Genomic DNA, 13,874 nt, shown 5'->3' on the forward strand with positions numbered 1-13,874 from the left:
CCGCGTACAGCACGAAGGACCGACGAGAGGCCCTGTTATCCGCGCCGGTCGGTGGTTGGTTTCCTGTTGCGGAGCCGTCGGTAGCCGGCCTGCTTGAGGCCTGCGGTGAGCGCACGGTCCAAATCGGACATCAAGTCGGAGTCCTGTTGTCCGCCCCAGACGGTGGATGTCCGCCAGACGAGCGGATTTCCCGTCAGGGGGCGCCAAACCAGGCCAGCGGGCTCGAACGGTCGTCGTTCGACGAAGTGGGCTCCTCGACCTGCCAGCACCAACCCCGCGACGAGATCCGGGTTGTGCGCGTGCTTGATCTCCTCGGGCAGGTATCCGTGGTAGCGGCAGGTCGCGAGCATCGTGTCGTAGAGCAGCGGCGCCATCGTGCGCTGGAAGATGATCAGCGGCATCGGGGTCAGATCCGGCAGCGCAATGCGATCGCCGGAAGCCAGTGGGTGTTCGCGCGGCAGCAGGACGCCCATCGGCAGCTCCAGCTCGATCCCGCACCGGTGCTCGGCCAGCCTGGTGAGGTCGGCCGGATGCCGGATGAGACCAGCTTCCAGCCTTCCTTCAGCAATCAGAGCGATCTGCTCGTTCGACGTGTGCTCGCGCATGTCCAGCCGCAGGTCCGGGCGACTTCGGGCGAACCGGCGGTAGGCCACTTCGACGGCGACGCTCGGGGTGTCCGGTGGTACGCCGAGGGAGATCCGCTGGGATTCCAGTGGCCGGACCCGGTGCATCGCCTGCCGCGCCACCTCCGCCTCGGCGAGCACTCGGCGGGCGTGTTCCAGGAAGAGGGAACCGCTTTCGGTGATCGCCGTGCCGCGGCGGGACCGGTCGAACAGTTTGACTCCGAGTTCGGCCTCCAGCTCGTTGATGCGCTGCGACAACGGCGGCTGCGCCATCTTCAGCCGTTGTGCGGCACGGCCGAAGTGCAGTTCTTCCGCAACGGCCACGAAGTACCGAAGCTGCCACAACTCCATGGCGGGCATGATATCGCTGCGGTATCAGAGTTCGGGCGCATTGGTATTGGACCGGCGTCGAACGGCCGTGTTGTCGTCTTGAGCACCGTCCGGCGTGGACGGCTCCCAATTGACGAGGAGCACCGATGCTCGAGATCAGCGGCCCCGAACGCGACCCGCTCTACCCTCCGCCGCCCTACGTCTACACCGCCTACCGCCGTCTCGGGGTGCTGGCTCGCACCTCGGTGGAGGCGTTGCGGGCAGTCCTGCCTGCAGCGCTGGAACCGGTCGGTGAGCTGTTCGAGGTCTTCTTCATGGACGTGCAGCAGGTGTCCGGGCTACGCCCGTACCAGGAGGCCGGTGTTGTCGTCCCGTGCTCCTACCGGGGCGAGGTCGGTGCGCACGTCGCCTACGAATACGTGACCACCGACGACGCGCTGACCGTCGGCCGGGAGATCTGGGGTTATCCGAAGAAGCTCGCCGAGGTCGACCTGGAGTACGCCGACAGCAGCCAGATCCGCGCGACGTGCTCCCGCCTGGGCACGCTGATGTCCGCCGAGTTCGAGCCGGATGCCAGTGCGCAGGTGGACTTCCCGGTGCTGTCACCGCGTTTCCAGGTGCGCCGCTCGCCAGGCCCGGTCGACGCCAATGCGTCGGCGACCGCAATGGTCCGCAACGTGCTACCGGACGCCGCGGTCACCGAGCGGACCGCAGGTCGGGCGTCGCTGAACCTCAAAGACGGTGCCGGGGATCGCCTGGGCGTGCTGGAACCACTTCGCGTGGTCGGGGCCGAATTCACCCGCGGCCGGTTCGTGCTCGACTACGGGCAGGTCGCCGGACCCGCCTGAGCGAAGGGAGTGGCTCCATGCCATACCTACCAGCACCCGGCACAGCGCTCGACGACCTCCCACCCAGCCGATTCCACTACCGGGTCGGGTTCGCCGCAGCTGGCGGCATGTTCATCGACGGCTACATCCTCGGCGCCATCGCGATCGCCCTGCCGCTGATCCCGGCCGGATTCGGCCTGACCGCTTGGTGGTCCGGGCTGCTCGGCTCCTCCGCCCTCATCGGCCTCTTCCTCGGTGGTCTGGTCTTCGGCCCGATCACCGACAGAATCGGCCGGAAAGCGCTGTACACAGCGGATTTGACGGTGTTCCTGATCGGTTCGGTGCTGCAGTTCTTCGCCACCGAGCCGTGGCAGCTGTTCGTGATCCGACTGCTGATCGGCGTCGCCATCGGCGCCGACTACGCGATCGGCCCCGCGCTACTGTCCGAATTCGCCCCACGCCGCATCCGAGGCCCCTTCCTCGGCAGCCTTTCCACCGTGTGGGCGGCCGGTTACATCGCCGCGCTCGGCGTCGGAATCGTGTTCCCCGACCTCGGCGACTCGACCTGGCGATGGGTTCTCGCATCGAGCGCCGTGCCCTCGGCAATCGTGCTGATGCTCCGGGTAGGGCTGCCCGAGTCACCGCGCTGGCTGGCCAGCAAGGGCAGGCTCGACGAGGCGCTGCTGATCTGCCGGCAGTACCTGAGCCCGCGCATCACGACGGCCGATCTGCGCGAGGAACCGGCGGCCGGGCACCCCTACCGAGTGCTGTTCTCCGCCCGCTGGCGGACCAGAACGCTGTTCGCCGGAGGGTTCTGGTTCGCCCGGGCGTGGCAGAACCTGGCGATCTACACCTTCCTGCCCGCCGTGCTGTTGGGTCTCGGAGTCGACGATGGTGCGCTCGGCTCGCTGGTGATCACCTCCTTCTGGGTGGTCGGTGGTGTGGTGGGCATGGCGCTGATCAACCGGATCGGACGGCGGCCGCTGCTGCTGTGGACGATGGCGATCATGACCGTGATGCTGGTCGTCTTCGGCGCCTACCAGCACGCGCCCGCGCCCATCGTCGTCGGCCTGTTCATCTTGTTCAGCATCGTGCTGTCCGCCGGAGGCGTGCTCGAGTTCACCTATCCCGCCGAGCTGTTCCCGACCGGCCTGCGTGCTGCTGGGGCTGGTATCGCCGCTGCGGTGAGCCGGATCGGAGCCGCGCTGGGAACTCTGGTGCTGCCGAGCATCATCGACGGGTTCGGGGTGGCCACGGCGATGTACGTCAGCGCGGCAGTGTGCGCGCTCGGTTACCTGGTGAGTCACCTCTGGGCGCCGGAGACAAAGGGGATGACGCTGGGTGAGGCCAGCCGCAGCAGACCTGCCGCACCCACGACGACGAACTCGGAGGTGTCGGGAGGTGCGTGAGCTCTTCGACCTTTCCGGCCAGGTAGCCCTCGTGACCGGAGGCGGACGCGGGCTCGGAGCAGCGCAGTGCCGGGCGCTGGCCAGTGCCGGGGCGCTGGTGGTGGTGGCCGACGTGCTGGCAACGGACGCTCAAGACGTCGCAGAAGACATCGCGGGTGCCGGCGGCCGCGCTGAACCGGCCGCGCTCGACGTCACCGATGCGACCGCCGTCGAGCAACTGCTCGACGACCTCTGTGCCAGGTTCGGTGGCGTGGACGTGCTGGTCAACAACGCCGCAATCACCGCCCGCGACCGAGCCTACGAGTTCCCGACCACCAAGTTCGACTCACTGCTCGCGGTCAACGTCCGTGCCGCCTACTTCGTCGCGCAGGCCACGGCCCAGCGGATGCGGGAGCGCGGCGGTGGCCGGATCGTCAACATCGCCTCGATCGGCGGCCAGGTCGTGGACGGCGAGCGCTCCTCGGTCTACGACATGACCAAGGCAGCCGTGATCCAGATGACCAAGAACCTCGCCTACGAATGGGCAGCCGACGGCATCCGGGTGAACGCGATAGCTCCCGGCTACATGCGGACGCAGATGACCGCAGAACTGCTACCCGACCAGGAGACGACGGACTCGATCGTGCGCCGGCACATCCCGCTGGGCCGGATCGGCGAACCTGACGACCTCGCCGGCCCGGTCCTCTTCCTGGCCTCATCGGCCTCGGCATACGTCACCGGCCACACCCTCAACGTCGACGGGGGTTGGGTGATCTGCTGACCGAACTCGCTGCGGATGCCCCTGCGGCCACCAGCTCTGCACAGGAGTTCAGCTGAAATCCCTGATCGGAACGGAGAAGCTTGATGCGAGGACTGTGAATCCGATCCGCGTGCGTCAGATCGGTGCCGGCGGAAGGGCCTGGCCGGTTTCGACCTCGACCCTGTTGCGGCCGGCGTGCTTCGCCCGGTAGAGGGCTCGGTCGGCGGCGACGAAAAGGGCGGCGAAAGAGGTCGCGCCGACGGCGACGCCGACGCTGACGGTCGGCGGTCGGCCTCCCGGGCCCAGTTGCGGCGTCCAGTCGTGGGTCCCCACCGCCGCGCGGATGCGCTCGGCCAGCTCCGGGCCGTCGGTCCGGTCGGCGAGCAGCACCACGAACTCATCGCCCGCCCATCGGCAGACCAGGTCGTCGGAGCGGCATTCGCGCCGCAGCAGCTGAGCCAACTCCCGCAAGACGGCGTCGCCCGCGATGTGGCCCGCGGCGTCGTTGATCTCCTTGAGGTTGTCGACGTCCATCACCATCAGCCACCGCACCGAGATCTGATCGGCAGCCGAGGCCCGGTTCTCCACGCCGCGCCGGTTGAGCAGGCCGGTCAGCGGGTCCTGGCACGCGTCCTGCTGCGCGGCGGACTCCTGGCGCTGCGCCTCGATGGCGGCGCGGCGTTGGTCCAGGGCCTGGCCGAGCGCGGTCTGCAGGACGCGCATCGCGGTTCTGCTGGCGGCGACCATGCTGCGCAGCGCGGCGGCTTCTCCGACGGGGTCGCCCAGCTCTCGGCAGATCGCGGTCAGCGCCAGCGAGAACCGAATCCGCAGCCTGGTGTCCCGGATCCATTCCGCTGTTTCGACCGCTCGGCGGGCGAAAGTCCGGGCTTCGGCCAGTCGGTGCTGGTGCCGACGGATCTCGGCGAGCACCCAGTTCGCGATCGCCGAGGTGTAGCGGTCCTGCGCTTCCTCGCCCGCTGCCAGGGCCTGCACCGCGCGGCTCTCCGCTTCGGCGAGGTGCCCGAGGGCGGCCAGCGCCCGAGCACTGCCGGCCCGAACGCGATCGCGGACCTGTCCCGGGGAGGCCAGCGACAGCGCTTCGTCGAAGAGCTCCAGCGCCGCGCGGAAGCAGTCGTCGGCGGTGCTGTTGGCGCTCATGGCCCGCAGCTGCCAGCAATTCGCCTCCCGCTCCAGGCAGTGCGCGAGTACCTCCGGATCCCCGCAGCGCCGGGCGACCTGAACCGACTGGGCGATGAACTCGCGCGCGGCGTCGTGGTGCCCGACAGCCTGCAGCAGATCCCCGAGCATGCCGATGGTTTGGGCGGCGGCGCCGCCCTCCGGCCGGTCGACGTCGAGCCCGGTCCACCCCTCGGCGACGAGGTCCAGGGCGAGCGGGATCCGGTCCAGCCGCCACGCCAGGTATGCCCGGTGCACGAGCACGACGCTGGAGTCCCACGGGCCATCGACGTGGTTGGCCCCGTCGGCGATCAGCCGCTTGAAGGCGAGGCCGGCGGCGTTCGGGCGGCCGGACTCCAGCAGCATCCGGACATGCCGGTCCGCCTCGGGGACCAACCCCGCCATCAACGGATCGTTCTCCCGCACAGTCTCATCCTCGCCGCCACCTAACCCGGTGACCTGCTGTTCTGTGCTGCCTCGCTGCGTTCAGAGTACGACCCTGGCGGACTGCTCAGCCCCACAAACCCAGGGCGAACTCGGCGATCACGGTCGACAGGAGGAACGACGCCGTGATCGCGACCAGGCCGACCGGGATGATCTTCCAGCCGATCCGCCGCAGCAGCGGGATGTCCTTGCCCAGCGACAGCCCCGCCAGGGTCAGCATGATGGTGGCGATCGAGAGGAAGTCCACCGATTTCACCAGCGGGTTCAGCACCTCCGCGCCGGGGAACCAGGGGCTCGAGATGTAGGCGCCCACCGTCGTGATCCACACGATCGCCGAGATCTTCCGGGACACCTTCGCCAGCAGGAGCCCGAACAGGACCAGGGCCAGCAGCACCGCGTACCCGCCGACGACCTTCCAGCTCAAGGCACCGGCCGCGATCGAAGCGGTGCCGATGCCCAGCACCGTCAGCACCGCGAGCGACAGCCACAGCGGCAGCGTGACCTGGGCGGAAGCCGCCGCGACCTGCTCCCGGAACGCGCGGTTGTCCGACACCTCGTCCGCCCCGGCACCGGCGGAAGCCGCCGGCGCGCTCGATCCCGGAGCGGCGGTGTCCCGGCCTCCGGTGAGCAACCGGTAGAACCGGTCGGCCAGCGGCAGCGCGAGGTAGATCCCGACGTACACGCCGAGGATCGTGGTGATCAGGTTCGACACGGCGGCCATGCCCAGGACGGCCTCTTCGTCCGCCGGGTACGCGTCCACGATGCTCGCCATGGACGCCGCCATCATCGAGCCGGACCCGACGCCCGCGCCCATGGCCAGCGCCAGCGGATCGAAGATCCGCCAGTTCGCCACCAGCGACGTCAGCAGCGTGATGAACACCGCGCCGAAGAGCGTGCCGAACACGTACATCGCCAGCACACCGCGGTACTGGTCCGAGTCCGGCCCGTACTTCTCCGAGACCATCGCGAACGACGGCTCTCGGTCCAGGGAGAACGTGGCGCCGACCGTGGCCTTGCCCATGCGCAGCAGCACGGCCAGCGGCAGGGCGAGGGCGACCGTCCCGAGCAGGTGTCCGACCTCCTGCAGCAGCAGGGCGGGCCCCGCTTTGACCAGGGTCGGCAGGCTCGGGCCGATGTTGAAGGCGAGCCGGGCCACCAGCAGCATCACCGCCACGCCGACCAGGGCCGAGGCCGCCTTCTGCAGATCCAGGCCGAGCGGCTTGAACCTCTGCACCGACACCAGCAGGCCGAGGACCAGCCCCCACACCATCGGGAAGATGATGACGGACCCGATGCCCAGGTCGATCTCGACCTGGCCGACGAACTGGACGACCAGCGCGATGACCAGCGCCAGGGCGGCGATCGGCAGCGTTTGCTTCGTTCCGGTCCCGGCCGGAGCGGCGGGAGTGGTCATCTGGCTGCTGCTTCCTGCGAGGGGTTCCGGCTGGTCTTCCTTCTGGATCATTCCCATTGCGCCTCCTAGTAGCTCAGCGACGGGAACGGTGCGCCCGCGGCGCGGGTGGGCACCCAGACGGCCTTGGTCTGGGTGTACTCGTCGAGCACACCCGGCCCGGAGGAACGGCCGTGGCCGGAGTCGCCGAAACCGCCGAAGGGGACGGCGACGTGGATCGTCTTGTAGGAGTTGATCCAGAACGTTCCGGCCTTGACCGAGCGCGCCACGTGGTGGGCGCGGGACACGTCGCCGGTCCACACCGCGCCCGCCAGGCCGAAGTTCGTGCCGTTGGCCCGGTCGATCGCTTCCGCCTCGGTGTCGAACGCGTCGGCGCCGACCACCGGGCCGAACACCTCGCTGGTCTCCAACCGGTTGGCGGGCGTGACCCCGTCGAGCAAGGTGGGCACGACCCAGTGGCCGGCCGCCAGCGGCGTGCCCGTCAGCGCGGCGGGCAACTCCGCGCCGGTGACCCGGCGGCCGCCGTCCTGCAGCCCCGCCTCGATCAGGGAGGTCACGGTGGCGAACTGCGGTGCCGTGATGATCGGGCCGACCTCGGTGCCGGGGTCGAGCGGATCGCCGAGGCGCAATCGCGCCGCCCGCGCCGCAACGCGTTCGACGAACTCGGCGTGGACGCTGCGCTGCACCAGCAGCCGCGAGCCTGCCACGCAGGACTGCCCGGCGCCGGAGAACACGGCCGCGATGGCACCGTCGGCCGCGCGGTCCAGGTCCGCGTCGGCGAAGACGATGTTGGCGCTCTTGCCGCCGAGTTCGAGAACGGTCGGGACACCGGCCTGGGCCGCCGAGACCGCCACCCGACGGCCGGTGGCCACCGAGCCGATGAACGAGACCTTCCCGACGCGAGGATCGCTGGTGAGCGCGGCGCCGACGGTGCTCCCGAGGCCGACGGCGACGTTGAAGACGCCTTCCGGCAGACCGGCCCGGTGCGCCACCTGGGCCAGCCTGACGGTGGAGGCCGGGGTGAATTCGCTGGGTTTGACGACGACGGCGTTGCCTGCGGCCAGCGGGGCGGCTGAGTTCCAACCGGCCGTGAACAGCGGCGCGTTCCACGGGGTGATGGCCACGACGACGCCCCAGGGGACGCGTTCGGTGTAGGTGTGCCAGTTGCCGGGGACCGGGATGGTCCGGCCCATCAGCTTGTCCGCCCACCCCGCGTAGTAGCCGAACATCTCGGCAACCTTGGCTGCCTCGACGCGGGTGTCCCGGATCGGTTTTCCAGTGGTGGCGGACTCCAGCACGGCCAGTTCCTCGGCGTGCTCGGAGACGGCGCGGGAGACCTCGCGCAGGATCGCCGCCCGCTCGAAGGCGTCCGTCGCAGCCCACTTCGCGGCCCCGCGGACCGCGCTGGCCAAGACGGCGTCGGTGCCCTCCCGGCCGAGGTCGTTGAAGTCGGCGTAGTCCTCGCCGGTGGCAGCGGAGGTGAGGGTGATGCGCTCGCCACCGCCGGTGACGACGGCACCGTCGGCGAAAGCCCCGAGGCCTTGCGGGAAAGCGGCGTCCAAGGCCTGGCGTGCAGTGGCGGCCGAAGAAGTCGTCGGGGGCGTGCTCATGCGTCAGGGGATCCTTCGCGGGTGAGGGAGGGAGCGACGGTTCGCGCGATCTCGGTGAAGTCGGCGCTGGGGCCCAGGCGGGCGAGGGCGTCCTGCCAGCGCTGGCTCGCCTCGGCCAGCAGACCTGGCCGCTCGCCGCGCCGGCCGGCGATCTCGATGGCCAGCGCGGCGTCCCGGGCCATCAACCCCAGGGAGAAACCGGAGTCGTGAGTGCCGGAGAGCACCCAGTCCGGGTACATCGCGGCGGAGACCTTGCTGCCGCCGGAAGCTCCGCTGATCCCCGCCGCAGCGACGGCGGGGTCCACGCCGTAGGCCTTCGCGACGGCGAGGGCCTCACCGACGGACACCAGGTTGGCCGCGGCCAGGACGTTGTTGAGCAGCTTGACCACGTTGCCGGAGCCGGGACCGCCGAGGTGCTGGTACTGGCCGCCGGTCAGGGCCTCCAGCACGGGCCGGGCCGCGTCGAGGGCTTCTGCGGTGGCCCCGACGAACGCGGTCAACCGGCCCGTCGCAGCGCCGTCCCGCCCACCCGAAACGGGTGCGTCCACGAAGGCCGCGCCCCGTTCGGCGGCGAGGGCGGCGAGTTCGACGCTGGTGTTCGGCTCCGACGTCGTCGTGTCGACGATCGCGAGGGTGCCCGCGCTCTCCAGCAGGCGGGGAACCGTCGCCTCGACCACGCGGGCCGAAGGCAGCGAGAGGACGACGTAGGGCGTTCCCGCCAGCAGCCCGACCTCGTCCACGGTGCGGATGCCGCCACTCCCCGCGGCGGAACGCGCGTCAGGCGAGGGGTCGAACCCGGACACCTGCCAGCCTGACCGCTGCAGGGCGGAGGCCATGGCACCGCCCATCGACCCCAGGCCGACGACGGCGATTTGCTTGTCCATCAGAGCTCCTGTTCGCGAGGACGTTGGCGATTCGTCCTAGTCGAGGTAGATGTCGAGGTCCTTCCACAGCTGCTGGGTGCGGCGGATGGCGGCGCGGCTGCGTTCCGGTTGGGCCGCTTGCATCCCGGCGAGCAACCCGTAGACCACCGAGGTGGCCGCGGTGACGGACTGGAAGAAGGAAATGCCTTCCGACGGCACGATCAGCAGGTGGTCGGCCACGGTGGTGGCCAGCCGTCCTCGGCGCATGTCGGTGATCGCGATGATCGTCGCGCCTGCAGCGCGAGCCGCCTCGGTGGTGGCGATGAGCTGCTTCATGGACCGCCACATGTTGATGACCACCAGGACGTCGCCCGGTCCCAGGCCGTTGATGGCGGTGGCCAGGTGCACCCCGGCCCGGTTCTCCAGGGAGATCGGGTAGCCCATGGTGGAACCGAGGTGGGCCATGACGCTGGCCGGACCGGCGAAGGAGCCGACGCCGACCACGAGGATCGATCTGGCCGCGGCCAGCGCCGCGATGGCGGCCTCGGCGTCGGCGGCGGTGTTGGTGTCCAGCGCCTGGCGCAGGTTGTCGATGTCGTGCGTCAGGGCGTCGTGCAGCGGGCTCCGGTGCTCGCCGTGCTCGACGAGCGTGTCCTCGGAGGAGATCAGCACCAGGTAGCGGGCCCGCAGCTCGCGCTGCAGGTCCGGCCAGCCCCGGTAGCCCAGCGTCTGCGCGGCGCGGACCACGGTGGAGTTGTTGACGTCGGCCCGCTGTGCGATCTCGGCGATGTCCGCGTAGGACGCCAGTTGCGGATTGCGGGCGATCACGTCGACCACGCGCGACTGAGCCTTGGACAGCGGCACGTCGGGCAAGACGTCACCCAACCACTGGGCGTCGGTGAAGATCTCGTCGTTCTGTGCTGTGGACACGAGCCCTGCTCCCGGATGCGAGGCGGAGCGCTCTGCAAGCGCGATTGCAACAATGTACATCGCAATTCTGATTGCAGAAAGCCCTCGATGCCTCCGACGCACTTCGCGATGCCCGGCACCCACCCGAGAGCTCGACCGAGCGGGGACCGGACGCGGCAGGCCGTGCACGACCCCGAGATGCCGCATCGACTGGCCCGCCCATTGGCCGCGACACCGCCGTGAATTCCCAGAAGTCACACGACCGGCGCGACACCCTCAAACCGGACGAAACATGTTGACACGCAAAGGGATTCACACCTTCGCCCGCACCTGGCTCATTCCCTCGATCCCGACGCATGGAACTGGCCAGGCAGGTTACCGATGAGCTCCCCAGGCTTCGCTGATCACATCGCCTCCGTGTCTCGTCCGCCCGCCCATCATTCGCCGCGTGGACTTGTGCAAATCTCCTTGCGTGCTGTCGACCGGCGAAGGGTGGGTTCCCACACCCTTCGCCATTTGACCGATTTTGGGTTGCGAGCGGGAGAAAAGTTCCTGTTAACGCCTTGTCGGCACGAGACGGGCAGCCAGGCGTCGGGCGCTTCTCCACCCGTAAACGCTGAGCAACCTCATTGGCATAGCCATCATCTTGTGCAAATATCCTTGCGTCGCGCGGTCCCGTGCGACGAACTTCGACAGAGGAGGGCCCCGTTGCGCAAAGCTCTCATCCTCGGGTTCATCCCGTACGCGGCCATGGTGGTCGGCGTGCCGTTGTTCAACAGCGACCGCGTGGTTCTGGGGCTGCCACTGCTCGCACTGTGGCTGTCCGCGTGCGTGCTGGTGACCCCGCTGTTCCTGTGGCTGGCCGACCGAGCGCTGGGTGAAGGCGAGGGACACGAGTGAGCACCGCCGCCGTCATCGCCACGCTGATCGCTGGAAGCGGCATCGCGCTGGGCTTCGCCGCCCGCGGCCGCAAGAAGATGGACCTGGAGCAGTGGACGGTGGCCGGGCGCAGCATGGGGCCCCTGCTGCTCTGGGTCCTGATGGCCGGCGAAGCGTTCACCACCTTCACCTTCCTCGGCGCTCCGGGCCAGGCCTACGCCCAGGGCGGGCCGTCGCTGTTCATCCTGGCCTACGGCCCGATGGCCTACATCGTGTCGTTCTTCCTGCTGCCACCGCTGTGGCGCTACGCGAAGAAGCACGGCCTGCTCACCCAGGGCGACTACTTCGCACACCGCTTCCAAAGCCGCGGGCTGGGCGCGCTGGTCGCGGTCATCGGCGTGGTGTTCGTGGTGCCCTACACCGTGATCCAGCTGGTCGGGCTCGGAGACATCGTCACCACGGTCACCGGCATCCCGCGCGCGGTGAGCCTGCTGGTCGCCTTCGTGTTCGTCGCGGTCTTCGTGTTCGTCGCCGGTATCCGCTCCACCGCCTGGACCAGCGCGCTCAAAGACGTGCTCATCATCGCCGCGGTGATCGTGGTCGGCGTGGTGATCCCGCTGCAGTACTTCGGTTCGTTCTCCGGACTGCTGGACGCGGTCAACGCCGCGCACCCGGGCCACATGGCGTTGCCAGGTGCCACCTCGAGCATGGACGTCAGCTGGTTCATCTCCACCGTGATCATGTCCAGCCTCGGCTTCTACATGTACCCGCAACTCTTCCAGGCGACGTTCACCGCCAACAGCGAGCGCAGCATCCGGCGCAACGCCACGTTCCTGCCGTTCTACCAGCTGGCGCTGCTGCTGGTGTTCTTCGCCGGGCTGACCGCGCTGATGGTCGTGCCCGGCTTGAAAGGCGCGGAGAGCAACCTGGCGCTGATGAAGCTGGTGCTGGTGTCCAGCCCGGACTGGCTGGTCGGATTCATCGCCGGTGCTGGGGCGCTCGCCGCGATGGTGCCGGCCAGCGCCTTGGTGCTCGGCTCGGCGACCCTGTTGTCGCGCAACGTCTACCAGGGCCTGCTGCGCCCGAACGCCGACCCGCGCACCGTGCTGCGGGTCTCGCGCGCACTGGTGCTGCTGGTGATGCTGATCGCGCTCGGCTTCGCGCTGACCTCGACCGCAGCGTTGAGCAGTCTGCTGCTGACCGCGTACGCAGGCGTCAGCCAGTTCTTCCCGGCGGTCCTGCTGTCGCTGATCTGGCCTCGGGTGTCCAAGGCGGGCGTGGTCGCAGGCATCCTGGTCGGCGAAGGGTTCGCCTTCGGCCTGATCAGCGCCGGCCACAGCGTCCTGTTCGGACTGAACACCGGGTTGGTCGCGATGGTGCTCAACTTGGCGGTGACCGCGGGCGTCAGCCTGCTGACCCCGGCGCCACGTCGAGCCGCCGAACAGGTTCCGGCCTAGGAGGAACAGATGCGAGCGAAGTTCACCGCCGCCGCGGTGCAGGAGGAGATCGGCTACCTGGACCCCACCGGCAACGCCGAGCGGTTCGCCAAGCGGGTGCAGGAGGAAGCCGCGGCGGGCGCGGAGCTGATCGTGCTGCCGGAGCTGGCCAACATCGGTTACCCGGTCAGCGCCGAATCCGACGACCTGGCCGACTACTACCACGCTGCCGAACACTTCGGCGGCGAGTTCACCCAGGCCATCCGGGACGCCGCGGTGTCCACCGGGACCCACGTCGTGGTCGGGTTCGCAGAGCGGCACGCGACGCTGACCGGCGTGATCGCCAATACCGCGGTGCTGATCCGGCCCGATGCCAGCACCGAATTCCACCGCAAGATCCACCTGCCCAGGCTGGAGAAGAGCTACTTCGAACCCGGTGGTGAGCTCACCCCGTTCGACACCGAGCTCGGCCGGATCGGGGTGCTGGTGTGCGCGGACAACTCGTTCCCCGAGGCAGCCCGGGTGCTGGCGCTGCGCGGCGCCGAAGTGATCGCGGTCAGCTACCAGGCGCCGACGCTGCCGAACCCGACGCTCTACCACGGGCTCACCGCGACGCGTGCGTACGAGAACCAGTGCTACGTCGTCGCGGCGAATCGGTGTGGTGCGCAAGGAGAGCTGCCGTTCTGCGGGACCAGCGCGATCGGCGCCCCGGACGGCACACTGCCCGCCGCGCTGGACGACCAGCCGGGCACCGCCCGTGCCGAGCTGGACGCCGACCTGCTGGTGCGCACCAGGCTCTTCCAGACCCGCTACCGGGACCGCCGACCAGACCTGTACGGACCGATCGCGCAGGCGTGAGCGGTTGAACCGGCGATACTGGATCGCCGGCACGAGAGACCGAGATCGACCGCGGTTGCCCATTCGGCAACGCTCGCCGTCAACTAGCGACTGCAGGCCGAACGAGCCGCGGGAGAGCGGATCGCGCACCTGGGCTTCGGCGAGGCCGGGCTCCCGGTCCCACCGGAGCTCGCGGAGGTGCTGGCCGCCGCAGCGGAGCACCAACTACCCGGTGAACACTTCCCCGGTCGCGATGACACATGCCCGGAATCTCCCTGGCCGCGCTGCGGGTTTCCCCAGTGCCCCGCGCGGCTGAGGGTGGTGGGGGGGGGGCGGGGGCGCGCCACCCCCAGACGGAAAACAGCGCCGCCGGGAACACGA

General features: G+C 69.4%; 12 protein-coding genes. 6 read left to right on the forward strand and 6 right to left on the reverse strand.

What is annotated here, in order from left to right; translation table 11 throughout:
- Nucleotides 1-35 precede the first annotated feature (35 nt).
- A complete protein-coding gene (locus ABTZ89_RS09735) occupies nt 36-974 on the reverse strand; it encodes a LysR family transcriptional regulator (protein ID WP_351042345.1) in 939 nt (312 codons plus the stop codon).
- A gap of 125 nt (nt 975-1,099) precedes the next feature.
- On the opposite strand from ABTZ89_RS09735, the gene ABTZ89_RS09740 reads away from it, so the two are divergent.
- Genes ABTZ89_RS09740 through ABTZ89_RS09750 form a run of 3 tightly spaced genes read left to right on the forward strand, consistent with a single transcriptional unit; the run spans nt 1,100 to nt 3,949 of the window.
- Nucleotides 1,100-1,801: an acetoacetate decarboxylase family protein gene (locus tag ABTZ89_RS09740; RefSeq protein WP_351042348.1), complete on the forward strand. Its 702-nt coding sequence runs from the start codon at nt 1,100-1,102 to the stop codon at nt 1,799-1,801.
- 17 nt (nt 1,802-1,818) lie between these two features.
- Nucleotides 1,819-3,189: an MFS transporter gene (locus tag ABTZ89_RS09745; protein WP_351042351.1), complete on the forward strand. Its 1,371-nt coding sequence runs from the start codon at nt 1,819-1,821 to the stop codon at nt 3,187-3,189.
- Complete coding sequence (locus ABTZ89_RS09750; RefSeq protein WP_351042354.1) at nt 3,182-3,949, forward strand: SDR family NAD(P)-dependent oxidoreductase; 768 nt, start codon at nt 3,182-3,184, stop codon at nt 3,947-3,949. The genes ABTZ89_RS09745 and ABTZ89_RS09750 overlap by 8 nt, the downstream gene beginning before the upstream one ends.
- A 114-nt stretch (nt 3,950-4,063) precedes the next feature.
- On the opposite strand, the gene ABTZ89_RS09755 is transcribed toward ABTZ89_RS09750, so the two are convergent.
- From ABTZ89_RS09755 to ABTZ89_RS09775, 5 genes are all read right to left on the reverse strand, one after another.
- Nucleotides 4,064-5,509, reverse strand: a complete 1,446-nt coding sequence (locus ABTZ89_RS09755) for a tetratricopeptide repeat-containing diguanylate cyclase (protein WP_351042357.1) — start codon at nt 5,507-5,509, stop codon at nt 4,064-4,066.
- Nucleotides 5,510-5,615: 106 nt separating this feature from the next.
- Nucleotides 5,616-7,019 (reverse strand): DUF3100 domain-containing protein, encoded by a 1,404-nt coding sequence (locus tag ABTZ89_RS09760; protein ID WP_351042360.1) that lies wholly within the window; start codon nt 7,017-7,019, stop codon nt 5,616-5,618.
- A gap of 8 nt (nt 7,020-7,027) precedes the next feature.
- A complete protein-coding gene (locus ABTZ89_RS09765) occupies nt 7,028-8,569 on the reverse strand; it encodes an aldehyde dehydrogenase family protein (RefSeq protein ID WP_351042363.1) in 1,542 nt (513 codons plus the stop codon).
- Nucleotides 8,566-9,453, reverse strand: coding sequence for an NAD(P)-dependent oxidoreductase (locus tag ABTZ89_RS09770; protein ID WP_351042365.1), 888 nt, complete (start codon nt 9,451-9,453; stop codon nt 8,566-8,568). Before ABTZ89_RS09770 ends, ABTZ89_RS09765 begins: the two co-directional genes overlap by 4 nt.
- A 36-nt stretch (nt 9,454-9,489) precedes the next feature.
- A complete protein-coding gene (locus tag ABTZ89_RS09775) occupies nt 9,490-10,362 on the reverse strand; it encodes a MurR/RpiR family transcriptional regulator (RefSeq protein ID WP_270948307.1) in 873 nt (290 codons plus the stop codon).
- 687 nt (nt 10,363-11,049) lie between these two features.
- Here ABTZ89_RS09775 and ABTZ89_RS09780 point away from each other — a divergent pair.
- From ABTZ89_RS09780 to ABTZ89_RS09790, 3 genes are read left to right on the forward strand one after another with little or no spacing between them, the layout of a single operon-like run.
- Nucleotides 11,050-11,241 (forward strand): hypothetical protein, encoded by a 192-nt coding sequence (locus tag ABTZ89_RS09780; protein WP_270948308.1) that lies wholly within the window; start codon nt 11,050-11,052, stop codon nt 11,239-11,241.
- Entirely contained in the window at nt 11,238-12,677 is a 1,440-nt protein-coding gene (locus ABTZ89_RS09785) for a sodium:solute symporter family protein (protein WP_270948309.1), read from the forward strand. The genes ABTZ89_RS09780 and ABTZ89_RS09785 overlap by 4 nt, the downstream gene beginning before the upstream one ends.
- A 9-nt stretch (nt 12,678-12,686) precedes the next feature.
- Nucleotides 12,687-13,514 (forward strand): carbon-nitrogen hydrolase family protein, encoded by an 828-nt coding sequence (locus ABTZ89_RS09790; protein ID WP_351042370.1) that lies wholly within the window; start codon nt 12,687-12,689, stop codon nt 13,512-13,514.
- Nucleotides 13,515-13,874: the final 360 nt, after the last annotated feature.

The organism is Saccharopolyspora sp. NPDC002686 (assembly GCF_040295745.1).
In the GTDB taxonomy this organism is placed as follows: Bacteria; Actinomycetota; Actinomycetes; order Mycobacteriales; family Pseudonocardiaceae; genus Saccharopolyspora; species Saccharopolyspora oryzae.